The organism is Eisenbergiella tayi (assembly GCF_001881565.1).
Lineage (GTDB): Bacteria > Bacillota > Clostridia > Lachnospirales > Lachnospiraceae > Eisenbergiella > Eisenbergiella tayi.
Map to the genome: position 1 here is coordinate 189,358 of NZ_MPDJ01000001.1, position 25,538 is coordinate 214,895.

A 25,538-nucleotide genomic window follows, 5' to 3' on the forward strand; every position below is an offset into this window, starting at 1 on the left:
ACCGGAAGTGATGCCCGGAAGCTTCGGGCAGGATTCTCCTGGCTTTCATGCTGATAAGATATAGGCCTGCTTTACAGGACATAGTTTATTTGAATTTACGCACCAGTGCATTCCCGCAAAATACTGCCGCCAGAATGATGCCTACCGAACCAAAGCCCATAAAAATCTGTTTCCTGCGCTCTTCGGCAACGCCTGTGTCTTCTTCCGTTATCGCCGCAATCGATTCGGCCGTTTCCTCTGAAGACTCCTGCGTCGGACTGAAGTTTTCCTGACTCTGTCCGGAAGCATTATATTCCTGCGTTTCTTCCCGTTTTTCTTCATCGGCCGCAAATGATGCGTTCCTGGACTCCTCCTTCCCTTCACCATAAGAAAATACTTCCTTCCGGTATGGATCCGTTTTCTCCTCTTCCGTTTTCGGTTTCTCTGCTGCGGCTTCCGTCTGCTCTGTTTCCCCTTCCTCATCCGAATAAGGAGTCTCTGTTTCCGGGGATATCCCAACAGTATTCCCTTCCCCCTCCTTATTTCCTGATACCTTATCCGTTTCCTGCATACCTGACAATATGGGAGTTCCTCCTCCTCTGCCTCCATGGATGTCACCGATAACCAGAGTATTGTCTTCTGAAATCATCACAATATCCGAATAATAGTTCCTCCCGTCTTTTTGAACGCAGACACAATAATAGACCGCGGGATTCCTGTCTTCATAATTCTCATAAAAGAAAGTAATCCCATTTTTTAATCGGTATTTTCCCTGTTCAGAGCGCTGCCACTGCTTTCCGTCCCGGGAAAATTCCACATAAAAGCTGCCATCCTCCTCTTTCGGATTCTCCAGAGCAAAACGGATTTCCATGACAGACTGGCTAGGGGAATAAACTGTCAGCATTCCATTAATAATTACCGCTGCATTTTTATTCTGGAAAAGAGCCATACATTCCGGGCGGCGTCCCATATCGTAATCCGGTCCATAATTTCCGTTTATAAGCGTTCTTTTTCGTTCCTTTAAAGAAGCCTGTGTGTTTTCATCCACTTCCCAGAAAACAGGAAGCTTTCCCTTGTATTTTTTCCCTTTATCACACCAGGTGGAATAAAATTCTGCCGGAAGAACCTCCGGGTCAAAATCATTTTCCGTAGGAATAATACGATATGTCGTTTCTTCCCTGTCCTTTTCATAGGAATCCCATACTACGGGTTTATCCGGATATCTGCATTCCCCTTCGCAGGAATAGGGAACAAATGCATAGCTCTTATCATCCAGATCCGATGCAGTGAAAAAAGCGCCGTCCTCCTGCCATAAAGCATAACCTTGATCCGCCCTGAGGCTGCCCCCTTCGAATGTGGCGTACCCTCCTTTGTTGATATGGATAAGTCCCCCATCCCCTCCTTTGCCGAAAACAGAGACGCTTCCCATTACCACCAGCTGTCCCTCCACATAGATCGTATATTCGCCCGTATCAATATAAATTGGCGCAGTTGGGGGAGATATGATATAATAAGTATCAGCATCTGTCCCCGTTATGGTTATATCCGAGGTCAGACGGACATGTCTTGTCTGCGGCCTTATGCTGCTGTTTATTATTCTGCGCAGCTCCTTAAAATCAGCTATTTCAATCCAATCCGCAGCTTCTGCCGATATGGAATTATATGACACGGACAATGCATCCTTTAATATCGTATTTCCCGATACCGCAGATATTTCTTCCGATATATTATTCTCCGACACCGCGGTTGAATCTCCCGGCACCGTATTCTCCGGCACTGAAGTTGATTCTCCCGGTACGGTATTCTCCGGCACTGCAGTTGTTTCTTCCGGCACCGTATTCTCCGGCACTGCTACTGAATCTTCCGGTACCGTATTCTCAGGTACCGAAGTTGATTCTTCCGGTATTGTATTCTCCGGCACTGCTGCTGATTCTTCCGGTACCATATTCCCCGGCTCCACAGCTGAATCTCCTGACACCTCAGCTGCTCCCTCCGATATGATCTTACCCGGTACGGAAGAAGCTTCTGACGGAATCCAGCAGAATATAAAAGCCACTGCTGCCGCATGAAATAAGAAGAACCTTACTGATTTTTTCATTTTGTACATGCTCCATCCTCCGAGGTATCCATGAACTCCAAAAAACAAGCTAAGAACAAAAATAACACCGTAAAAACACAGCTGCTGTGCATTCTTTTATTCCTTCTGGCCCTGGCAGGTTTTCATCTGCTTACGGTAATTGATAACAAATACAGCAAAGATTATTATGAAATCCGGGACGGCGTCCTTCTCGCTGATGCACAGGCATTGAATCATGATAAGCTCCTTTATCTGACTGAAGGGTGGGAAATCTATCCTGACAGGCTGCTCTCTCCCCAGGATTTTCTTTCTTCTTCCGTTTCCGAAAGCGGTCTTACAACGCGTATTGGAGAATATATGAATTTTGCAGGCTTCCATCAGGGGCATTCTCCATACGGTACCGCCACCTACCGGCTCAGATTCGCCTCTTCCCGGCAGTTGGACGGTCTGGTGCTGTATCTGCCCGAAATCTTTTCGGCATGCCGGGTTTATATCAATGGTACAGAAGCGGTCAGCCAGGGGAGCTTACATCCGTATTCCCCCATGGTCCGCGATCTTATCCTTTCGGTTCCTGACGGTACGGCCGCGGATATTATTATCCAGACAGCCAACTACAGCCATTATTACAGCGGAATTATATATCCTCCGGTATTGGGCAGCGCTCAGGCCATCCACCTGCAGACCTCTGTCCGTATGGTATTTTACAGTCTTCTATGCTTTTTTTCTCTGTCTATAGCGCTGCTGTCTGCTGCCGTATGGCTGGGAAGCAGAAAGCAGCCCGGCCGCAGGGTTTATTTCTGGCTCGGTATCCTGGCCCTGACCTTTTCTCTGCACTCCTTTTATCCCTTTTTCCATACCATAAGCCTTCCGTTTCCCCGCATCCTGTATGCCCTGGAAGACGGCAGCTCCATGCTCATAATACTATGTGCTCTGAAAATTGTATTCGCCCTGTCGGATTCCGTAAAAAAAGAAATAGCTGCCCCCATAGAGCTGATCGCCCTGTCCATGCTGCTGATCAGCGTATTTCTGCCTTTATTTCTGCTGTCTTTATTTCCTTATTTTATTCCGTATTACGGCCAGATTATTTCCTGGTATAAACTGGCAATATCATTGCTTCTGCTTCTTTTATCCCTGAAGGGTACCTCCGGAAAACATACCGGATGGCTGGCTGCAGGCACAGCCATGTACAGCGCGGGTCTTCTTTCCTCTGTGCTGACCCTCAACCGCTGGGAGCCTGCCTATACCGGCTGGCCCGATGAATATGGCACCTTTTTTCTGATTCTCTTTTTTTCAGGCTTCATGCTGAAGCTGCATTTCATGATGGCTGCACAAAACCTTCAGCTGACAGAGCATCTGCAGGATATGGTCGAAGAACGGACAAAGGAAGTAACCCTGCTGCTCTCAGAACGTCAAAAAATCCTGTCGGAATTCCTACATGATCTGAAATCTCCCATTGCCTGTATTTCCGCCTATCTGCAGCTGGTAAAGGAGAATGATATCCATGTGGACGAAAAAACCCAGGAAAAAATAGATATGATAGAAAAGAATTACGAAGAGCTTTCCGTACAAATTCGTTCCATCCAGGATTTTAACGCAGGGATTTCTCCTGTGTCCCGCCGGGAAAAATTCGACCTTCGGCAGCTGGCGGAGACCTACTACCTCAGAAACAGGCAGGATGTGGAGGTCTTCGGCCCCCTGTTTCTTCTTTCTCTCCCGCCTTTCCCCTGCCCGATGCAGGGGAATCCTGAATCCATCGCCAGAGCCATCGAAAATATGGTATTCAACTCTATGGATTTCACACCGCCCGAGGGAAAAATCGTGCTGTCCCTTTCCATGGAAAATGGAAATTATCTGTTATCCGTCAGTGATACCGGATGCGGCATTGACGAGGATACTCTTCCCCATATTTTTGAACGCTCCTTCAGCACAAGAAAGGAGGAGGGAGGCAACGGTCTGGGGCTTTTCCTTGTAAAAACTATCGCTCAGGAGCATCAGGGAAATGTCTCCGCCGAATCTGTCCCGGGAGAAGGGTGCCGGATTACTCTTACGCTTCCTGCTTCAGAATAACCGTTTTCCTTATTCTACTAAATTATTCCTGTCATGTCACCAGCAAATCTACATATGCAGCTTAAAGCGGCTGATTTTGCTTTTTAAAAGCTGAGATTCTCCGTAGAGTTCTTCAGACGCGGCGGCCGACTCCTCTGCCGTGGCTGAGTTAGTCTGCACGATATCGGATATCTGTCCGATTCCTATGGAGACCATTTCCGTCGCTTCCGCCTGCTTTTGAGTAGCCTCCGCAATCTGATTTATTTTAGATACCATATCATCGGTGCCGCCAACTATATTCATGAGTGAGGCGGCCGTTTCTTCCGCTAATTTCGTTCCATGGGCAACCGCGTCGAGGGTCTGCTCAATCAGCGCCTCCGTGCTTTTGGAGGCAGCAGAGGACTTGCCGGCCAGATTACGCACTTCCTGGGCCACTACGGAAAATCCCTTGCTCTCTGCACCCACCCGGGCCGCCTCCACCGCGGCATTGAGCGCCAAAATATTAGTCTGGGATGCGATATCATTAATCGTCTTGATGATCTTTCGGATTTGCGTGGAACAGGAATTGATTTCCCCCATCGCTGCCTTCATCTCCTGCATCTGCTGATTACAGGCGAGAATATTGGTACCCATTTCACCTGCCGCCGTTTTCACCGCCTGCGAGGTTTCCGCATTCTCATTCACCTGCCGGGATATTTCCGACATTGTCGAAGCCAGTTCTTCCACTGAGCCGGCCTGGGCAATGACTCCCTGGGAAAGTACCTGTGCCCCGCCGGCGACCTGATCGGAACCGCTGGCGACCTGGTCAGAAAACGTATTTATTTCCGCCATTGTTTCATTCAGGGAATCGATCACAATAAAAAGAGCCTCCTGAACAGGCAGAAAATCTCCCTGGAACCCATCACAGCCCGGTATATCCAGGTTCCCGTCGGCCAGCTGCTGCATGGCCCGGGAAATCTCATCCATGTAATAGGAAATCTTTTCCGACATCTGCCGCATACTGTTCGAGAGGCTTCCCAATTCATCCTTTGAGCGGTATGTAACATCGACTTTCAAATGCCCCTGCTCCATCTGCCTGGCCGCAGTCTCCAGCTCCTTAATCGGCCTGGTAATGCTGCGGGTAATATAAATGCCGAAAAGGATGCTTATAAGTACGCTGGCTGTCCCCAACACGGACAGCATCACAATGAATTCCATCTGTTCAGAGCGCAGGCTGACAATCAGCTCATCCGCCTTCCTGTCTGCAGTATCGATGAGTTCATCCAGCTCTGCCTGTGCCTTATGGATGGTTTTCACATTGTTCGCCTCCATATAAGCAGCGGCTTCCTCCTTCTGATTCTGCAGTGCAAGCTCCAGGACGTGTTCGCGCTGCGGCGCAAGTTCATCCAGCGCCGCCCGAAGACGTTCAACAATTGCCTGGTCTCCCAGAAAATCCTTCTGTATGATGGGAATCTGCTCCTGAATTTTTCCAGCGTATACCTTAGAATCCTCCAGCGCCCGCTCAGCAATCACCGGGTCAGTGTTGGAAATGGCGCGAAATACGGATTTCTGCATCGCCTCAAAACTGGAATTCACCGTATTCGCGGCATTCAGGACCTTAAAAGGGCCATTATAAAAGGCCTCCACTCTTGCCCTTATGCTTATCAGGTTTCCTATGCTCACAGCAATAATGACGACCAATAAAATCAGCACAAAAGCGTATGAGATAATCAGTTTTTTACTGACCTTCAAATTTTTCATATCTGTCTTTTTTCCTTCCTGTTAGCGGCGAGAACCTTTTCAAACTCCCTGATCGGCATCGGCCTGTAGAAAACAAATCCCTGAATCAGATCGCAGTCCACGGATTTCAGGAACTCCACCTGCTCCTCCCGCTCCACGCCCTCGGCAACCGTGCTGATATGCAGCTGTTTCACCATGTTGATAATATATTTCAAAATAGTCTGCTCCCGGTTCACATCCACACTCACCCGGAAAAACACACCATCAAGCTTAAGCACATCAATCGGAAGGTACTTCAAAAGCCCCAGAGAAGAATATCCCGTGCCGAAATCGTCAAGAGAGCATAAGAACCCATTTTCATGCAGTTCTCTGACTATCTGCAGTAAATATTCCTCATGCTCAAACGCCACGGATTCCGTAAGCTCGATTTCCAGCATTTGGTCCGGTATTTCATATTTTTTCTTAATTCCCGCGTACACGGGGATAAAATCCGGGCTATAGAACTGGATTTTTGACACATTGACGGAAACCGGCACCACAGTCTCTCCCTTTTCCATGCGCTCACGGAACCAGATACATACCTTCTCAAAGACGTATCTGTCCACCTTCCCGATAAAATGGTTCTTTTCCAGCACCGGGATAAAGAACCCCGGTGAAAGCAGCCCTTCCCCGGGAACCTCCCATCTCACCAGCGCCTCCGCAGCTTTTACAGTGCCGTCCTTTACCCCTATTTTGGGCTGCATATAGACCACGAACTCTTCATTATCCAGCCCCTCCTGCATCCTGTCCTTCACCGACATCTCGGCGATCAGCTTCCGTCTGATCTCTTCCCCATAAAACGCATAACGTTTCCCCGGTTTATTCTTTACCTCCTTCTGGGCAAAATTGGCCCGGTTAACCATCCTTACCGCCTCAGGCTCCTCCACCATATCCTCCGCACAGCAGATACCCCCCGCAATTGTCATCATATGGCGGTTTGATTTGACAAGACTGGAATTTAAGAATTCTTCGTCCACCTGCTCCTGAGTCTTCAGCAGCTCATCACGGCTCTCATAACGGCGCAGTATCACGAACCTGTCCGCCATATCGCGGCCCAGCAGCTCTTTTTCTCTCAGGCGGCTCATGGCAAAATGGGCATAGCCCTTCAGCAGCTCATCCCCATAGGAGTACCCGAATACATCGTTGACATATTTGAAATTCTCGAAATCAACATATAAAACGGCAAATTTTTCATCGGGATTCTGAGCCATGATACGGTTCACCTCTTCATAGAACCTCTCCATATGGTATGCTCCCGTCAGTTCGTCCCGGTATGCCAGCCCCTCCAGCCTTTCATTGGTAACCTTCAGCTGGAAGAATTTACGGATATAAAAATAAACGGCGGCTGCAAACGCAGCGGCGCTGACCAGCGCGGTAACAGAAACCATCCCCGCCGTCTTTTCCGCCATTTCCATAGAATACTGTTCAATGGAAAAAACCGTATCATTGGCAATTTCAAATAATTTCTCACTGGAAGCCAGCAGGCTGCTGCTGTCATCTCCCTGTCTCACGCCATCGATCTCTTCCCTTACTGTTTCCCACTGTTCCTTCAGTAAATCCAGATTATTCCGGTATATCTCACTGTCAGCCAAAACCAGGCCGTACCGGCCCTGTCCGGTCAGCAGTTCATTCAGGATCTCTTCCACATAACCAACCAGCTCATCATCCGGATGACCGTTCATTTCCAGCTTCACCACCCGCTGGGAGGCTCCCCTTACAATCCCCACATAATTAATCAGTTTCGAGTAATCACGAATATCTGAAATCCGCCGGATAGAGATTACGCTTATGGCCACAATCAGCCCCAGCAGCAGCGGAGTCAGTATTCTCATTTGTTTTTTCATTGGTGTTCCCCCTGATAAGATTTTATTCTCCGGCCTGAGTCATTCCCTCTTCTCCTGTACGCACGGATCGGGCCGGATTAAAACAGCCTCCCCAAGCATATCCTCCTTCTTTATCAGTTCAAAAAATTCTTCCGCACCCATAGGCCTGGCAAAGTAATAACCCTGTCCATAGTCGCAATGGTATTTATACAGTAAATTCAGCTGCTCCTTCGTCTCAATCCCCTCCGCCAGCGAACGTGTCATTGGAAGCTCACGGCAGATCTGCATGGTGTTTTTCATGATAATACGGCTCTTTACATCACTGCTCAGTTTATCCACCAGTGATTTGTCAAATTTAATCTCGCTGAATTCCAGCGTGGCAAGAATAGACAGATTGGAATATTTCGAACCAAAATCGTCCAGTGACACAGAAAAGCCTTCCGCAGCAAACTGGCCCATCAGGTCAATCAGCTGCTGCGGCTCCAATTTACTGATACTTTCTGTCACCTCTATCGTAATCTTATCCGCAGGGACTTCATATTCCCGGCAGATCTCCTTGATCTGCATCACAATATCCGGAGCCATCAGCGTAACACGGGAAAAATTGGAAGAGATATGGGTTTCCATCCCCTGCCTTTTCCATTTCTGCCAATCGGCGCAGACTGTCTGGAACACGAATAAATCCAAATGGCAGATTACACGCTCCCTTTCATAGTGGGGGATAAAACGATCCGGCAGGATCAGGCTTCCCCGTTTATTCCTTTTTCGTACCAAAGCCTCCGCACCGATAATCCGTCCGGACTTAAGGGAGATCTGCGGCTGATAATAGACCTCGAAGCGGTGGTCGGCAATATCCTCCAGAAGCTCTGTTGCAATACCGGTGCGTGCCCTTCTGTCCCCCTGCAGAATTGCGTGATAATACTGCTGTTTTTCTGCATACATTAAATCATCGGCCTTGAGGATCTCCTCTTCCACAGATACATTGCCTTCCTTCCATGTATGGCCGATGGAAACGTCATACTCTTTGTTTTTCTGAAAATCCCTGATCAGCTTCTCTGTCAGCACATGGAAGTCCTGCTCCTCTATATCCACACAAAGCACCGTAAACTCATCTCCGCCCACCCGGTATGCATCGCATCCAACACGCAGCTTCAGGATATCCGCCACCCTTTTAATCACTCTGTCCCCATATTCATGGCCGTTGCTGTCGTTGATTTTCTTCATTCCGTTGATATCAATGTAGATAACACCCAATGATCGCAGGGTTTGGTTAGAAAGCCTGTCCAGCATTTTTATGTAGCAGTTCCGGTTCTGCAGGCCGGTGAGCAAATCCGTATAGCTGAATAACTCCAAATCCTGGATTAGCCTGCGCCGTTCCATCTCCTCCAGCACGAAGCTGCATACGCTGCGGAGCAAGGATAAGTCCTCTGTACTTTCCACAGGATTGTCGACACCAAGGAAACCAATAATCCGGCCGTTTTTCTTAAGTGGGGCGGCGGCAAGGCTTTTAATTCCCTGCGCTTTTAAAATACGGTAATCAGGTGAATCAATGACCAGATCCTTGTCCAGTGAAGAAATAAAAAATTCTCCGTCCAGTTCGAATTTATGGTTCCAATCCCTTATGTATTCTATTGGAATTTCCTGCAGTACCCCTATTTGATGCGGGACATCGGAACTACACCACTCAAAGGTGTTTTTTATGTGTTTTGTATTATATTCAAAGATATATGCCCGGTCAGCCGCATAAAAATGGCCGATAATCTCCAGGAAACGGTTCACTGCCGCATTAACGTCCGCTTCACCGGAAAGTGTCTGAATGCACTCCACCAGGGTTTCCTCCATGGTAAGACGGTTGGAAACGCGGTCGAATTTTTCTTTCTGGGCTGTGACATCGCGCGCAATTTCGAGCCGGCAGTTCTTCCCCTCGAACATAACCAGGATATCTGTAATATCAAACCACATCTGAAGCTTCCTATTATAGTGCTCCCATTGATATGGCCTGCCAGGTTTCAATTTGCTGTTTGTACAGAAGGGGCAGACATCGTCCAGGCCCTGAATCAACTCGTAACATTTTTTCCCATAGGTGTCCCGCACATCCTCAAACCCGTACAGGGTGGCTGCTGCCTGAGTCATATACAGTATTTCATTGGTGGCCGTATCCGTAGCATACGCCACCAGTTTCTGCTGGTTAATCATAAATCGTTCAAAAAAAGCTTCTCTCACAGTATACCTCCCAAATATCATCCCTCTGCCTCTGTCCGCTGTATGGATTCCCATATTAACTTTCTGCAGAGGTTAGATATTTTTCGATTTCCAGGGCAAGGGTGTCAAAACTCAAAGGCTTGGCCATATGGCCGTTCATTCCCGCATTCTCCGCATTACGGATATCCTCAACAAAAGCATCGGCCGTCATGGCAATAATCGGTATCGTCATGGCATCCGCACGGTTAAGCGACCTTATTTCCCGGGCCGCCTCATATCCATTCATCACCGGCATCTGAATATCCATTAATATCAGAGAATAGTAGCCGGGGGCGCTCGCCTGAAAGAGCCGGAGCGCTTCCTCGCCGTTTACCGCCGTATCCAGCCTGGCACCAAAATTGCCCAGCAGTTCCGCGGCAATTTCCCGGTTCAGTTCATTATCCTCTGCAAGCAGGAAGATTTTATCATGGAAATCATAGGTCACAGCTTTATGACCCGATGTTTCTTCGCCTTTCAGGTATTTAAGCATACAAGCTCTGAAGGTGGAGCGGAAAAATGGTTTTTCTATATATCCGGCAATGCCGCCAGCCACCCCGTCCTTGATTTCACTCCAATCATAAGCGGATATGATCAACAGCGGCGGTTCCCCGGCAGTTTCTCTCCGGATCTGCTCCAATACCTCCTCAGCATCCGGCCGGAGCATTTCCCAATCCATAATTATCATACGGCAGCTTTCCCCGGCCTGATACCGGTCACGGATATAAGCCACTGCCTCACCGACGCTTTCCGCACAGTAAGCCTCCGTTCCGAGACGCTCCAGGGCCTGCCGCCCTTCCGTCAGTACAACCGGGTCTGTATCCACAAGCAGAATTCTTCCGGCATCATCAATGCTCCCGTCTGCAGGCGCCGGGATGGGACGTATGGGCAGTGTCACACAAAATGCGGAGCCCTGTCCCGGTTCGCTGTCCAGCCTGATATCGCCTCCCATCAGCTCAGTGAGCCGTTTGACTATGGCAAGGCCAAGGCCGCTGCCTTCAATCCGGTCTGTACGGCTGTCACGTTCCCGGGTAAATGTCTCAAACAGATGCTCCTGAAAGTCCTTCTTTATGCCCGGGCCAGTATCCGCTATGGTAAACGAAAGCCCGGAGTCTCCCGGCAGCTGCTCCACCTCAAAAATAATCTGTCCCTTTTCCGGCGTAAATTTGGAGGCATTGGACAAAAGATTCAGCAGTATCTGGCGCAGGCGCAGCTCGTCGCTGTAAAAATGCTCCTGGCTGATATTGCGCAGATGAACCTTGAAAATCTGCTGCTTTGTTCTGACATTGGGAAGCGTAATCATGATAATCTCCCGGATTAACTCCGGCAGCGAAAGAGAGGACTCATGAATGGAAACCTTTCCGCTTTCTATCTGTGACATATCCAGCACGTCATTAATCAGGCCCAGAAGGTGATTGCTGTAGAGACGGATTTTCTGCAGGCAGTCCCTTACACGTTCCGGTTCCCGGATGTGGGCATCTGCAATCTCCGTCATCCCTGCAATCGCGTTCATGGGCGTACGGATATCATGACTCATCCGGGAGAGGAAATCCGACTTGGCCGCATTCGCCAGCTTGGCAGCCTCCAGCGCCGTATTGAGCATCTCCGTTCGTTCCTCCAGCTGATGCTGGAGCTTTCTGAGCTCGGTAATATCGGTAATGTCAATATACACCACCAGATAAACCGGATCGTCGGCAATGGAATCAATACAGGTGCCGTGGAGCTGAAGCCAGCAGTCCCTGCCATATTTATCCTTGACACGGATGGATTCGTCCAGCTCCAGAGCTTCTCTCCTCCGTAATTCCGGAAGCCTGTCTTCAATGAGCCTGCGGCTCTCAGGCTGTAAAACCCTCATGAAATCAGCGTCGGTCAGATTGTCAAGATCCACATCAAAAAAATCCTTTATACGGCTGCTTGCATCAATCATCATAATCCGGTCCGGAAGGATCCGGTACTTAACAATAAATCCGGGGACATGCTCATAAGCCACACTTTTATCGCGCTGGGCCTGCAGCAGTTCGGTGACGTCAATCATGGTGGTGTAAGCCAGCTGTTTTCCGTCCTGATATTCATTGGTAAAGAAACCCACCAGCTTCACCCACCGCGAGGAACCGTCCGGGAGCTTCATCGGAAGGTATGCCCCGAAGCTGTCCTCTCCCGCCGCGCACATGTTATCTATTTTATTGCAGAGAATATCCCATGTTTCCGGATTGTCCATGAAATATTCATCACAATGATTATGGAATCGTTCCTCATATTCAGGCTTGGGATACCCGATAAGCTGATAATAAAAATCATTGGCCCAGACCACAGTGAAATGCTCGTCCACCTTGTGCTTGCTGACGCTGACCTTCATTGCCTGCATCATCATTTCCAATTCATTCCTGGTTTGTACAAGCTCTGTCACATCTGTCATAACCGTATAAGAGGTACGGTAGCCGTCTACATACTGATCTGTAAAAAAGCTGACAAGCTTTACCCAATAACTGGAACCATCCTCATATTTCATAGGGACAATCAGTTCATATTTATCGCCTCCCTGCTCCAGTACAGAAGTGACCTTTTGGGTAAGCAATTCCCAGCCTTCCGGGTTATTGCCGTAATATTCATCCGCATGATTGTGAAAAAGAGCCTCATACTTAGGCTTGGGGTAGCCTATTAATTTGTAGTAAAATTCATTGGCCCAGATACAGGTATAATGCTCATCCACCAGATGTGAGCTGACACTGACATTGAGCGCGCTCATGAGCATTTCCTGTTCACGCGTCATCGTTTCATAATTTTGCTGCGCACGCATCTGCTCTTTCTGCGCCTGCATCATATCCGTCACATCAATCATAGTGGTATAGGCGACTCTGTATCCGCCGATATATTCATCCGTAAAGACAGCCTGCAGCTTGATCCAGAATTTGGAGCCATCCGGATAGACCATCGGCAGATAAACAGAATATCCCTTTTCGCCTTTTGCCAGACTGGATTCTATCTTTTCCGTAAGCAGCTTCCACCCTTCCGGATTCGTTTCAAAATATCTGTCACATTGGTTTTGGAAATGCGCTTCATACGCAGCCTTTGTGTAGCCAATCAGCTCATAATAATAGCTGTTGGCCCAGATGCATGTAAGATGCTCATCTATAAGGTGCTTGCTGACACTGGCTCCTAAAACCCCCATCAGCATGCTGTATTCGTTATTCAGTTGGTCATAGCTTAAATTGATTTCCACCTGGCTTTCCTCCGTTGTATCAATCAGCGTAAATTATTATTCCTAAACCAGCACACTTCTGTTGCGGCCGTTCCGTTTCGCCTGATAGAGTGCATCATCCGCCCGGCGGATCAGATCCTCCGGACAGGTATCCTCCGGTGTCCGGAAAACAGCGCCGATACTGATGGAGCTTGTAAAAATATTCCCCTTATATTCCAGCTGCATCTGTGGAATCTGCTCCACGATACTGCACAGCATCCGGGAAACACTCCCCTGCTCCCTCCCCTGCAGCAGAAACAGAAATTCATCTCCGCCGAACCGTCCAATCAATGTCCCTTCCGGCAGCAGCTCCCCAACCCTTTTAATGACACGCTTCAGGGTCATATCACCCGCCTCATGGCCATATGTATCATTGACATTCTTGAACCCGTCCAAATCGAGGAGTCCCAGCATAACAGGAGCATCCGTCTTTTCGTTCTGAAACTGAACGGTAAGATTTTCTATGAAGTATTCACGGGTTAAACAGCCTGTCAAAGCGTCATAGCAGGCCTGCCGCTTAAGCCGGTCAATGATTTCCAGGGTACGCTTAAGTTCACGCAGATCCCGGCTGTAGGCGATAATGATATCTTCATCATCCTTTCCGATAACCGCCTTCACCAAAGTGACCTCGCAGGGGATGCTCTCTCCATTCCGGTTCACATAGACCCATTCAAAAACACAGCGCCTGTTTTTTTGAACCTCGTTCATTGTCTTTATTCTCTTCTCCACACTGACGGAACCATCCGGCTGATAGAGAGGCAGAAAGCTGTCAAAATCATGCAGAACTTCCTCCTTGTCTCTGGCTCCCAGCATTTCAACGGCGATTTGATTGCAGTCCAGGGCTTCCTGTCGCATATTCCAGAGGACACAGGCAAGAGGCGAGGAATCCACCACCGCCCGGACACGTCTGGCCATCAGGCGCTCAGCCTTCTCCGCCCTGAGCTGGTCACGAAGGTCCCTTGTATAGCCGGCCACCATGGCACTGCCGTCTTCCTCCAGGCCCTCAATGCGCACCAACGTGATTTCAGCGGGAATCAATTCTCCATCCAGTTTTTGGTGCAGCCAGTTAAACTGAATGCGTCCTTTCTGCATGGCCTCCTTTATTTTCTCTCTTGCCCCTTCCGTGCTCAGACTGCCGTCCGGCTGCCGTTCAGGGGACAGCAGATTAAAATGCTCAAGATAATCCTGTTCACTGTCCAGTTCAAAGAGCTTCACTGCCTCACGGTTGCACATAATGTTGTGAAATTCTTTGTCCCAGAGATTGAGGCAGAGAGGCGTCGCATCCAGCAGCGCCTTGAGCCGCATCCGGAACTTCCAGCGTTTTTCCGACAATTCAATTTCCGCGCGCAGATCCCGTGTATAGCTGGCCACAACAAAATCATCCAGATATGGGATCCGTACCGAGATAACCTCCGCCGGAATGCTGTTCCCCTCTTTATCACAATGCATCCATCTGAATTCTGAATATCCGGACGCAAAGGCCTCTGTGATTCTTTCATGTACTGTTTCCACAGAAGAACGTCCATCCTCCTGGCACGGAGGAGAAAACCGGTAGAAATGTTCAGTAATATCTTTTTTCCCATCCGCCCGGAACAGCTGCACCGCCTTCTCATTGCAGGCCATGATTTCAAACTGGCGGTTCCAGAGTATGAGACACAGGGGCGTTGCATTCATCATGGCAAATAAAAGCTCTTTATTATTTACCAGCTTTTTCTGGATCTTTTCCTTATCTATGGGACTCACCAGACTCTTACTGTCATAAGACGAGGTGAGATATTTCCGGTAAAACACCTCCGGCTCCACAGGCCTGGAAATGTAAAAGCCCTGCACTAAATCCGCATTGAGCAGACTGATGGTCTCCCATTCTTCCTTTGTCTCAACTCCCTCCATGCAAACCTCTTTGTTTAGATTGTGGCACAGGCGAATGACGGACTCCACAAAATCATGGTTATACTGGCTGATATGCAGGGCTTTGACAAAATAGCGGTCAACCTTAACAACATCCATATCGATTTCAGACAGACGGCCCAATGAGGAATATCCGATTCCAAAGTCATCCATGGATAACTCGATATGCATTTCATTTAAGCATTCCAGAGATTCATTGACAATGGAATCATTGGTTATAAAGTAACTCTCTGTTAATTCCAGCGCCAGATTCTGCGCGGGCAGGTCATATTTCTGCAGCAGCGCGTCCACCTTGCCGCAGAACCCGGAATCCTGCAGCTGCACAAAGGACACGTTGACATCCATGATAAAATCCGGGTTTTGCCTGCTCCAGACTTTACAGGCAATGACTGCCTGCTCAAGCACCCACAGCCCCACAGGGAGAATCAGACGGCTGCCCTCCAGCAGGGGAATGAACTCTGTCGGTGAAATTTCCCTGCCATCCGGCATCGTATACCGCAGCAGGGCCTCCGCTCCCCGCACCTTCAGGGTGCCGGCATCACAGATTGGCTGGAATACCAGCCGGAACCCCTCATAGCCATTGTCCACGCTCCGCGCCAGGCAATGGGAAAGCTGCAGCTCTTCGAGCAGTTCAGCCGTGAATTCCACACACTGGTCTTTTCCATTCGTCTTTGCCTGTCTCAGAGCGGCGCAGGCCCCTTTCTCCAGTTCCCCCCAGCTGTGCGCTTCCTCCGGATAGGCAATTATGCCTCCGGACACCGTGAACCGATAGGAACAGCCGTTTACCCGATGGGACCCGGAGGCATATTTCCGGATGTCCTCGTAAATCCGAAGCATCTCCTCCCGCCGGACATTATTTCCGTAAAGCAGGAACTGATCTCCATCGTACCGGTAAAGCTTCACCTGCTCCGGAATCAGCTTAAGGATATCCTGGGCGGTCGTACGCAGCACAAAATCACCAAAGCTGTGGCTGTTGAGTATATTGATGTTTTTGAACCCGTCGATCCCCAGAAGAAGAACCTCTCCATGAGAACCTGCCCGGCCCTCCGTCGTATTTTCAAATCTTTCACGGGCGGAGCCGTGCCTCAGGAGCCCGGTCACCTGATCCACACCCTCATATTGCTCCAAATTCCGCAGTATTCCTACTATCAACAGTGCTTTTCCCGTATCGTCACGTTTTATTTTTTCCCGTCCGCTTAACCAGATATAGTTTCCGTCTGCCGTCAAAGCCTGGTATTCCAAATTCTGGCTGTCCTCATCGGACCTTATAAACGTCCGATACAGTTCCCGCACTCGTTCCCGGTCATGGGGATGAATCCACTTAATTCCCGAATGAAAACAGTTGGTCATACGGTTTCCATCAAGCCCCAGGTCAGAAACCATATTGGGAGATGCCAGAAGAATGTCCTCCTCCAGATCCCAGATATATAAATAGTCACTGCAGACTGACGAAACTGCTTTGTATAAAAACGCTTCCTCCCGGTCAGGATTGATATCAAACAAGGACATACGGGCACCTCCCATACCGCTTCCTCCTATGTTTGGGAATAAAAGCTTCCGCAAACATACTGTAAAACTGCTCATTATTAAATTTATTATGCTCATTTAGTATTTTTTAATTATAAGCTAAGTTCAAAAACAATACAAGAAAATAGTACCCAGAATGGCTTTAAAATGATAAAATTAAAGTAACGCTGTCTTGGGGAGGATGAAAAACTTGGATCAAATAAAATTATATAATATTGCTTATAAATATCTGTTTAACTGTATTCATTTCGGCTTGTATCCCACAGGCTCCAGCCTTCCTACAATACCGGAGCTATGCAGGGCCTTTAATGTGTCAAGCTCCACAATCCACAGTGCCCTGAGGCGTCTGCAGGAAGATAATTATATCTCCCTGAGCCAGGGACGGAGTGCGATTGTCACTTATGATATCACTGAAGAGGAGTGTCAGAGGAAATACAGGCTTTACAGTTATGCTGCAAAAGATGCGCTTCTGGATCTGTGCGGCACAATGCTGCTGATTTGGCCGGAGGTCATGCTGCAGGGGCTGAAATTATGCGGGGATGATGATTTAAAAAAGCTCAACGAAATCTATGGCCGGATGTCGCCTTATACTGAATATCCGTACTACGAATTTTTTCTTCATATCCTGAAAGCCCTGGGAAACCCTCTGTTTGTCAACCTGTATCAAAGCACCATTTTCTTTGGGCACCCTTCGATTATGCATTTGGGGGATAAGGCATACGTCTATGGCTATATGACTTATTTAAAAAGGGCCACAGCACAGATACTTTCCCTTTGTAAGGCATCCGATTACGGTCCGTTGAAAGCTCTGCTGATCAGCCTTTACCAAAAACAGATTGAGGAGATACGCCTGTATCACCATTCGCTGCCTGTGCCCGATTGTCCGGTTGAACCAATTTCCTATGAGTGGAATTATTTTTCGGAACGCCCGCTGGTCAATTTTAATCTGGCAATGAAGCTTCTCCGGAAAATCTATTCTTCCTACGGGAACCAGGAGTTTCTTCCATCGTACGGGACCCTGGCCAAACAGTATTCCATGCCGTTAATTACCGTGCGCCGCGCCGTGAAAATACTCAGTGATCTTGGAATTGTGGAGGCCATACCCGGGAAAGGGACGCGGGTGCTGGTAGGTTTGGATAACCCGGCGCCGCTTTCCAAATTCACTTCCCCCAATTTAAAAAAAGCGCTGTTTCAGTATTTGCAGAGCATGCAGATCATCCTGATCATCTGCAAAGACGTAGCCCTGTCCGTTTTTCCCGGGCTGCCCGACCGTTCCATTCAGGAAACGATATCCTGGCTGCAGAGTATTCAAATTTCAGGGGACTATTACATGACCTTCGGCGTCTGCTTCGGCCTGCTGAACGAGAAGGCACAGTCGCCGGCCTTAAGGCAGATACTGGGCGGGCTGATGTACTTTCAGTATCTGGGATATCCTCTGAATGATATGAAGCCCTATGCTTTCCGATTTGATTCCCGGTCAACCTCCATGCTGCTGAAAAGCCTGGAAGAAAAGGATGCGGGGCTGTTTGCGTCACAGCTGCAGTGCCTGGCCCTTGATATATTTAAGGCCGGAAAAGAAAAGCTCATCACCGGCGGTATCCGCGAGGCCGAATCCATTATGCTGCCGCTTTTTGATTAAGGGGCTGTCCCCGCTATTCATTCCTGCATCAGAAACAAGGAGGTACTCTCTTGAATTCCTTTACCTTTCTCTTCCAATATATAAAGCGGCATAAATACCAGTACACAGCTGGTATTATCACCCTCTTTGTGGTGGACTTCGCCAATCTTTTCATTCCCAGGCTTACCGGAACGATCACAGACGGGCTCACCGCCCATTCACTGGACTGGAATGGCATCAGGCTGTGCCTTCTGGCCATTTTCGGACTGGGCCTGACGCTGGCGCTGGGACGGTTTCTCTGGCGTTTTTTCCTGTTCGGGGCATCCCGTTCCATTGAAAAAGAGCTTCGCAACGATATGTTCCGCCATCTGGAAAAAATGAGCGTGGAATATTATAACGAACATAAAACCGGGGATCTGATGACCCGCTTCACAAGTGATCTGAATGCGATCCGGATGGCAATCGGCCCCGCTGTCATCTGTGTGTTCGATGCCAGTGTCATGACAATAATGGTCATATGCCAGATGATGTACTATGTCAATATCCGTCTTACGCTTTTGGCAATCATCCCCATGCTGCTCATCTGCGCCGGGGAAATTTACTACGGCAAAATCATGCACGCCAGGTTCCGGGAGCGCCAGGAGGCCGTTTCCGATCTGACGGACTTTGTGCAGGAAAGCTTTTCCGGCGTCCGCGTCATCAAGGCCTTTGTAAGAGAACGCTCCCAGATGCGCGCCTTTGCCCGGGCAAACCGGCACACCATGGATAAAAACCTGAATGTGGTACGCCTGCAGGCGGTGGTCATGCCGCTTCTTGACGTCATCATCGGACTGAGCAGCCTCATCACGCTTGTTTACGGCGGCTATCTGGCTCTCGTGGGAGAAATAACCCTGGGCCGTTTTGTAGCCTTCAACCAGTATATCAATATGCTGGTCTGGCCCATGCTGGCCTGCGGGGACGCCATCAACATGTTCTCCCAGGGCTCCGCTTCCACCCGCCGTATCCAGGAAATCTTTGATGAGAAGCCGGAAATATATGACCGGAAGGATGTGCAGCCGCCGGATGAGATACGGGGGGATATCACCTTTTCCCATCTGACCTTTATCCACCGCGGACACAGCGAGCCCACTCTGAAGGATATCAATCTGGAGATCCCTGCAGGCACCACCCTTGCCATTATCGGCCGCACCGGTAACGGCAAGTCAACGCTGGTAAACCTGCTTCTCCGCCTTTACAATACCAAGCCCGGCATGATCCTCATTGACGGGCGGGATATCAATACCATCCCGCTGAAGGCCCTCCGGGAAAATATCGCCTACGTGCCCCAGGACAATTTTCTTTTTTCCGATACCCTGAAGGCCAATATCGCCTTCGGTACCGGTGAGGAAGACATGGATGCCATAACCTGCGCCACCTCGGTGGCCTGTATCCATGAAAACATCGTTTCCTTCCCCGACGGCTATGAAACCATTGTGGGTGAACGGGGCGTAACCCTTTCCGGCGGGCAGAAGCAGCGCAGCTCCATCGCCCGGGCGCTGATGAAAGATTCGCCCATCCTTATACTGGACGACTCGCTTTCCGCCGTGGATACGGACACGGAGGAACGTATCCTTAAGAATCTGAAAGAAAACCGCAGGGGGAAAACAACCCTGCTCATCGCCCACCGGATATCCACCATCCAGAACGCGGATGTTATTATGGTGCTGGAGGACGGGGAGGCAAAGGAAATCGGGAATCACGAAAGCCTGATGGCACAGAACGGCATTTACCGGGATATGTTCGAAAAGCAGCAGCTGGAAGCTGCCATGGGGGAAGAACAGGCCGTCTGGAAGAACGGCGCAGATGATACAGAAAGAGGGGGAATGAACGGATGAAGCGACTGCTTGCTTACCTGAAACCGCATAAATGGACCATGGCGGCGGCCACACTCCTGGTGCTTTTCATCATCGTAGTGGAGCTTTACCGCCCCATCATCATCGGTGATGCCATAGACGACTATATTAACGGCTACTACCATCCCTATGAGGTCTCCTCACAGGACGCGCCGGGCGCCGTTCCCTACAAGGATCTATGGCTCACAAAAGCGGCGGCGGAGCGTTCTGCCGGACAGGGAAACCCTTCGTCCTGGTATCAGCTGTTCCTGTATCAGGACACCTATTATATGGCGGAAGGCCTCTCCCGGGAACAGTGCCGCCAGCTGGAAGGGGCGGATAATGCAATACTGGAAACCTACGTGAAGGACGGGGCGCAGCCTCTTGCCCCTGATGATTTAAAAATACTGCGGCACTCCGATTTTAACGGAATCCTGATGGCGGCAGCCCTTTATCTTCTCATGCTTCTTCTGGGTTTTGTCCTCAATGCCGCGGATACCTGGATGCTGCAGAAAATGGGACAAAGCATTATTTACCGGATGCGCGAGGAGGTTTTCGGCCACATCCACAGCCTTTCCCTGAATTTTTTCAACACCACGCCTGTGGGAAAGCTGGTCACCAGGGTCTCCAACGATACGGAAGCCGTCAACGAGCTGTTCTCCTCCATCCTGGTAAAGCTGTTTAAGAACGTGGTGAAAATCATAGGTTATGCCGTAGTCATGCTTTCCATCAATGCCGCCATGGCTCTGGTATCCTTTCTTCTGCTGCCGGTGGTTACTGTTTTAACCTTCTTTTTCCGTTCTCTGTCCCGCAAGGCTTATCAGCTGACCCGAAACAAAATTACCGAGCTTAACACCTTCCTGTCCGAACACCTTTCCGGCATGAAGCTGATTCAGGTTTTCGCCAAAGAGGAGGAAAAATACAAAGCCTTCGAAACGAAATCCCAGGAGCTGTACAAGGCAAACTGGAGAGAGGTCATGACCTTTGCCATCTTCCGCCCTTCCATTTACATGCTCTCCATCCTGGCTATGATTATCGTCATTGGGACGGGAAGCTCCTATGTGCTTAAGGGCACTCTCTCCCTGGGCACCCTGTTCATTTTTATCAGCTACATAAGCTCCTTTTTTGAACCCATCCAGGAACTGGCGGAGCAGTTCGGAACCCTGCAGTCCTCCCTGGCCTCCGCAGAGAAAATCTTCTCCATATTGGATGAGAAGCCGGAAATCGTGAAGCCCGCCAGGCCTGTAAACGTACAGATCCAGGGCCGGATCGAATTCCGCCATGTCTGGTTCGCCTATGAGAAGGACGACTATATCCTGAAGGATGTCAGCTTTACGATCCGTCCCGGAGAAAAAATCGCATTTGTAGGTGCAACCGGCGCCGGGAAATCCTCCATCCTTAACCTGATAGGCCGCTATTTCGATATCCAGAAAGGAGAAATCCTCATTGACGGCGTTAACATACGGGATATTGATACCGACGTGCTGCGTGCGGCCATCGGCCAGGTACAGCAGGATGTGTTTATTTTCACCGGGGATATCAAAAGCAACATATCGCTGAACAATGAAGCCATAAGCCTGGAGGATGTAAAGGAGGCCGCCCGTATCGTCCATGCGGATCCTTTTATCAGCAAAATCCCCGGAGGCTATGACGCACCGGTCACGGAACGGGGCAGCACCCTTTCCGCCGGGCAGCGGCAGCTCCTTTCCTTTGCCCGGACGCTGGCCTATAAGCCCGCCATCCTGGTGCTGGACGAAGCCACGGCCAATATCGATACGGAAACCGAGGCCCTGATAACCCAGGCGCTTTCCAGGCTGATGGAGGGCCGTACCACCATAATGGTTGCCCACCGCCTGTCCACCATCCAGCATGCGGATAAAATCATTGTCATGCACAAGGGACGGATTGAGGAATCCGGCTCCCACCAGGAGCTTCTTTCCAAAAACGGGCTGTATAAAAAGCTCTATGACCTTCAGCTTGTATAAAACATTTTTTCCTCCAAATCCCTGCGGTTGCGGATCCGGATGGTATGATCGAAGGCCGTGTAATCCGTGAAATATACCGTAACGGCTCCCGGCGTCTTGGCCTCGCTGTCTTCTTTTCCTTCCGTAAAGCGATGCTCTCCAAAGCCCGGCCCGATCAGCAGGCTGTCCTTTTCATTGTAAGCCTCCAGCTCCGGATCCTTGATTACCAGCACTTCACTGCCGTTCACAGGGAGCATCACATGTTCGCTTGCCATGAATTCAATGCCGGAAAAAGCCAATTCCACCCTCCAGGGCGCCCCGGACACACCGTCAGTCACCACACGCACATCAATGCCGCCCTCCGCGGGCTGCACGTACACATCGATCTCCATATCCGGCCCCAGTTTTTTCTTCCGGCTGCTCTGATCCATCTTCCACCAATCGCTGGTTTCCGGCTTCTCTTCGAACGGCAGATAATACCAGCCCTTCATGGTCTGGTGCAGATGAGCCGTCCCGTCGGCCAGGATTTCCATCGTCTCCGCCTTAAACGCCCGATGCTCACAGAAGCTTCCCGCGACCTTCATCTCCAGCTTGCTGGTTCCGTTATGGAAATAAAGGAAATTGGATTTCTCCCGCATTACCGTGTAGCTGTAATGCCCCTTCCTGGCCCGCAGGATTCCGGAATCTTCGTAAAACCTGGCAAAATCCGGCTGTTCGTAACGACCCTCGTATTCAAAGCTGCGGTATTCGGGGTGCAGCATCAGATAAATCAGGCACTCCGGGGATGGTATCTTCTTTTCCTCTATGATATCAAAAATCGTATTGCACATCCCCAGGAATTCAGGGATGTCATATTTCATGCCCATAGCCAGGTACTCCATATAATAACTCAGCGGATACACCAGCCGGTCCTTGTCAAAACGGGTGGAATTGGCAGTAAAAATACTTCCGTCCGGCTCCCAGTAGGTGAGCATCATATGCAGGTTCCGGATGGTATGCTGCTCGTATTGGGCATCTCCGAAGGCATCGGAAAGCATCAGCATGGCATCGTTATTTACACTGTTATAATTACCGGCGGATTTCTCCGCGAATTCCCCGTCTTGATTACAGTCGCTCCCTTCTTTCAGATAGATTTCAGCGGATTCCGCCAGTTTTTTATCTCCGAAAAGCACCCCGCATTTTGCCAGCGCGGAGGCGATGGCCCAACGGTGGTTGGGGGTATGGAAGCCGCCCTCCAGCAGGCCATATGCACCGTCATGCACAATTTCCCCCACCTTCCGAAGGAAATCCTCTTCCTGTCCGGTACGATCCTCCTTCTTGCACAGATACTCATACAGCGGGATAAAAAAGCCGATGCAGAAAGCCGTATCCGGCGCGGAGAAAAAATTGCAGGTAACATAATCAAAGAGGCCGTTTTCATGCTGTACACTGCGGATATAAGAAAGGCCCAGCTCCGCCCGCTGTGCCAGCAGGGAGCTGCGGTAATACCGGCTGTCCGGATTGCAGTACAGAGTAATCATGGGTTCCACGCAGATAATGGCATACTTGGCCTGAACGATCCGGTCCCTGTCATAAAAGCCTCCGTACCAGGGGCTCTTCTCATCCAGTTCCTGGATCCGCAGACGGCTGAATACCCGATCCTCGGTGTCCTTCAATATTTTCTTATAATGTTTTTCCATAAATTTTGTCCATTCCTTTCCTGTTGCCAGGCACTGCCTTTGCCCTGACTGCCTGAGAAAAGCCTGCTACCGGAGTAACAGGCTTATTCTGCTATCAGTGATTATAACTATCGCTGCACCGGGAATCCGCTTCCCGTATTGCCGCACATTAGTTCATGCTGTCGAAATATTCCATTCTTCCGTCCAGAATCTTCTGCAGGCCTGCATTTACCAATTCATTATAACCGGATTCATAGGTTGCATCAAACTGATCTGCGGGAGCTACGATACAGCGGTATACGAACTCAACCATACGGGTCTTCACATCCGTACCATAGGTCTGCTCATCCTCAGTGATATAGGAATATACCGGGAAGCGGAACTTCCCTATCTCCTTCACTGTCTGGAAATCCTGATACCATTCAAGGCTTGCCCACTCGGTTGCCTGATTGTTGAAAGAGGTCTGAGCCAGTATCTCGGGATCGTTGGCCCATTCAAAGTTCAAGTTCATGATGCACAGATCGTCACAGGTTCCGGGATAGCCTTTTTCATTCTTTTCCGCTTCGGTCGGCTCTACAGCTACGCCCAGATCATCTACCTTATGTTCCGGAGTATAACGGATATTGAGGGCAACCTCGGGATCCGCCATCCAGTTCAGATACTTCATACAGGCTGCCACCTTCTCCTCGTTTGCGCTGGAGGGAATCATGACAAACATGGCATAACGATATTCAAAAGGGGTCCTGTAGCTGCCGTCAGGCAGATCAAAGCACTGTACGGGTACAAAGGTCTCATGTCCCACCGCGTTATTCAGTATTTCAAAGCTTGCATGGGGATGATAAGGATCATCCAGCAGGAAGCCCACGCTGCCGTTGGAAATGGCCGCCATGAAAACATCCTCTGCCGTATCGGTAGGGAAATCTTTGGTTATCAGGCCGTCATTGTACCACTGGTTCAGCTGCTTCAGGCCTTCCTCCGCACCGGGAGCCACTGCCATGAAGGTTTCACTGTAAGTATAGGCGGTACGGTCATCCGGCAGATCCACATAGGAACCCAGGAAATTCAAATACATCTTCTCGGTATCATTACGTCCGCTCATAGCCCAGGGAATGGTGGTGCTGCCGCCCAGATTCTTTTCCTTTACGGCATAGAGGTATTCGCCCAGTTCTTCTTTTGTAGTGGGCATTTCCATTCCAAGCTCATCCAGCCAGTCTTTTCTGATATATGCCATGTGGCGGGGTTCTTCCGTACCTCTCTGCTTCATCACCGCATACTTCTGATCCCCCACCATACTGATATCCTGGGCTTCGCCGCAGTAGGTCTGGATATTGGAGCCATACTGGTTATAAGCATCCGTCAGTTCATTAAGCGCGCCGCTGCTTGCATAGCTGTAGAACAAGGACTGATCATAGGTAAATACAATATCCGGTGCCGTTCCGCCGGACATCATGATATTCAGCTTGTCATCGGACTCCGAACGGGGAACGGATACATATTCCACATTGATATTATACAGCTCCTTCACCTGTTCCTGAATCCACTTTGTCAGCGTATTATTCTCCGTTGTGGTTCCGGGAGCCGCATTTCCTCTGTCCCATGCCATCACACGGATGGTTACCTCTTTCCCTTTTTCCGCAGCTTCTGTTCCGGCTGCAGCCGAAGATTCCGTGCCGGCATCAGCCGTCTGAGCCGTTCCTCCGCCTGTGGTGCCGGAGCCTGTGTCTTTTCCGCCGCATCCTGCTGCCGCCAAAGTCATTGCAGCGGCAAGGGCAACTGCCAGTGTCTTCCTGAAAATACCTTTTCTCTTCATAGCTATTCCTCCATCTTAAATTT

General features: G+C 49.6%; 12 protein-coding genes. 4 read left to right on the plus strand and 8 right to left on the minus strand.

All coding sequences use genetic code 11. From position 1 onward, the window contains the following. Window positions 1–85 precede the first annotated feature (85 nt). Window positions 86–2,086, minus strand: a complete 2,001-nt coding sequence (locus BLA28_RS00805) for a hypothetical protein (protein ID WP_069155663.1) — start codon at window positions 2,084–2,086, stop codon at window positions 86–88. 21 nt (window positions 2,087–2,107) lie between these two features. On the opposite strand from BLA28_RS00805, the gene BLA28_RS00810 reads away from it, so the two are divergent. Next, entirely contained in the window at window positions 2,108–4,123 is a 2,016-nt protein-coding gene (locus BLA28_RS00810) for a sensor histidine kinase (protein ID WP_069155664.1), read from the plus strand. Window positions 4,124–4,171: 48 nt separating this feature from the next. On the opposite strand, the gene BLA28_RS00815 is transcribed toward BLA28_RS00810, so the two are convergent. Genes BLA28_RS00815 through BLA28_RS00835 form a run of 5 tightly spaced genes read right to left on the minus strand, consistent with a single transcriptional unit; the run spans window position 4,172 to window position 16,591 of the window. Then, window positions 4,172–5,842, minus strand: coding sequence for a methyl-accepting chemotaxis protein (locus BLA28_RS00815; RefSeq protein WP_069155665.1), 1,671 nt, complete (start codon window positions 5,840–5,842; stop codon window positions 4,172–4,174). Next, window positions 5,839–7,704, minus strand: a complete 1,866-nt coding sequence (locus BLA28_RS00820; RefSeq protein ID WP_069155666.1) for a putative bifunctional diguanylate cyclase/phosphodiesterase — start codon at window positions 7,702–7,704, stop codon at window positions 5,839–5,841. The genes BLA28_RS00815 and BLA28_RS00820 overlap by 4 nt, the downstream gene beginning before the upstream one ends. A 39-nt stretch (window positions 7,705–7,743) precedes the next feature. After that, window positions 7,744–9,906: a putative bifunctional diguanylate cyclase/phosphodiesterase gene (locus BLA28_RS00825; RefSeq protein WP_071698984.1), complete on the minus strand. Its 2,163-nt coding sequence runs from the start codon at window positions 9,904–9,906 to the stop codon at window positions 7,744–7,746. A 55-nt stretch (window positions 9,907–9,961) separates the two neighbouring features. Continuing rightward, the gene (locus BLA28_RS00830) at window positions 9,962–13,141 is read right to left on the minus strand and encodes a PAS domain-containing hybrid sensor histidine kinase/response regulator (RefSeq protein WP_069155667.1); all 3,180 of its coding nucleotides are present in this window, start codon (window positions 13,139–13,141) and stop codon (window positions 9,962–9,964) included. A 42-nt stretch (window positions 13,142–13,183) separates the two neighbouring features. After that, a complete protein-coding gene (locus BLA28_RS00835) occupies window positions 13,184–16,591 on the minus strand; it encodes an EAL domain-containing protein (RefSeq protein ID WP_069155668.1) in 3,408 nt (1,135 codons plus the stop codon). A gap of 184 nt (window positions 16,592–16,775) precedes the next feature. On the opposite strand from BLA28_RS00835, the gene BLA28_RS00840 reads away from it, so the two are divergent. Genes BLA28_RS00840 through BLA28_RS00850 form a run of 3 tightly spaced genes read left to right on the plus strand, consistent with a single transcriptional unit; the run spans window position 16,776 to window position 22,068 of the window. Continuing rightward, entirely contained in the window at window positions 16,776–18,233 is a 1,458-nt protein-coding gene (locus BLA28_RS00840; protein WP_242880543.1) for a GntR family transcriptional regulator, read from the plus strand. A 50-nt stretch (window positions 18,234–18,283) separates the two neighbouring features. Then, a complete protein-coding gene (locus BLA28_RS00845) occupies window positions 18,284–20,086 on the plus strand; it encodes an ABC transporter ATP-binding protein (protein ID WP_069155669.1) in 1,803 nt (600 codons plus the stop codon). Then, a complete protein-coding gene (locus BLA28_RS00850) occupies window positions 20,083–22,068 on the plus strand; it encodes an ABC transporter ATP-binding protein (RefSeq protein ID WP_069155670.1) in 1,986 nt (661 codons plus the stop codon). The genes BLA28_RS00845 and BLA28_RS00850 overlap by 4 nt, the downstream gene beginning before the upstream one ends. Here BLA28_RS00850 and BLA28_RS00855 read toward each other — a convergent pair. Together BLA28_RS00855 and BLA28_RS00860 are read right to left on the minus strand one after the other, a co-directional pair. Then, window positions 22,056–23,726, minus strand: coding sequence for a hypothetical protein (locus BLA28_RS00855; RefSeq protein WP_069155671.1), 1,671 nt, complete (start codon window positions 23,724–23,726; stop codon window positions 22,056–22,058). The genes BLA28_RS00850 and BLA28_RS00855 overlap by 13 nt on opposite strands. A gap of 148 nt (window positions 23,727–23,874) precedes the next feature. Further along, window positions 23,875–25,515: an extracellular solute-binding protein gene (locus BLA28_RS00860; protein WP_069155672.1), complete on the minus strand. Its 1,641-nt coding sequence runs from the start codon at window positions 25,513–25,515 to the stop codon at window positions 23,875–23,877. Window positions 25,516–25,538: the final 23 nt, after the last annotated feature.

Excerpts from the sequence above, each read along its gene's own strand:
- BLA28_RS00805 (WP_069155663.1), bottom strand. The coding sequence starts at position 2,086 with ATGTACAAAATGAAAAAATCAGTAAGGTTCTTCTTATTTCATGCGGCA.
- BLA28_RS00810 (WP_069155664.1), top strand. The coding sequence starts at position 2,108 with ATGAACTCCAAAAAACAAGCTAAGAACAAAAATAACACCGTAAAAACA.
- BLA28_RS00815 (WP_069155665.1), bottom strand. The coding sequence starts at position 5,842 with ATGAAAAATTTGAAGGTCAGTAAAAAACTGATTATCTCATACGCTTTT.
- BLA28_RS00820 (WP_069155666.1), bottom strand. The coding sequence starts at position 7,704 with ATGAAAAAACAAATGAGAATACTGACTCCGCTGCTGCTGGGGCTGATT.
- BLA28_RS00835 (WP_069155668.1), bottom strand. The coding sequence starts at position 16,591 with ATGGGAGGTGCCCGTATGTCCTTGTTTGATATCAATCCTGACCGGGAG.
- BLA28_RS00840 (WP_242880543.1), top strand. The coding sequence starts at position 16,776 with ATGAAAAACTTGGATCAAATAAAATTATATAATATTGCTTATAAATAT.
- BLA28_RS00850 (WP_069155670.1), top strand. The coding sequence starts at position 20,083 with ATGAAGCGACTGCTTGCTTACCTGAAACCGCATAAATGGACCATGGCG.
- BLA28_RS00855 (WP_069155671.1), bottom strand. The coding sequence starts at position 23,726 with ATGGAAAAACATTATAAGAAAATATTGAAGGACACCGAGGATCGGGTA.
- BLA28_RS00860 (WP_069155672.1), bottom strand. The coding sequence starts at position 25,515 with ATGAAGAGAAAAGGTATTTTCAGGAAGACACTGGCAGTTGCCCTTGCC.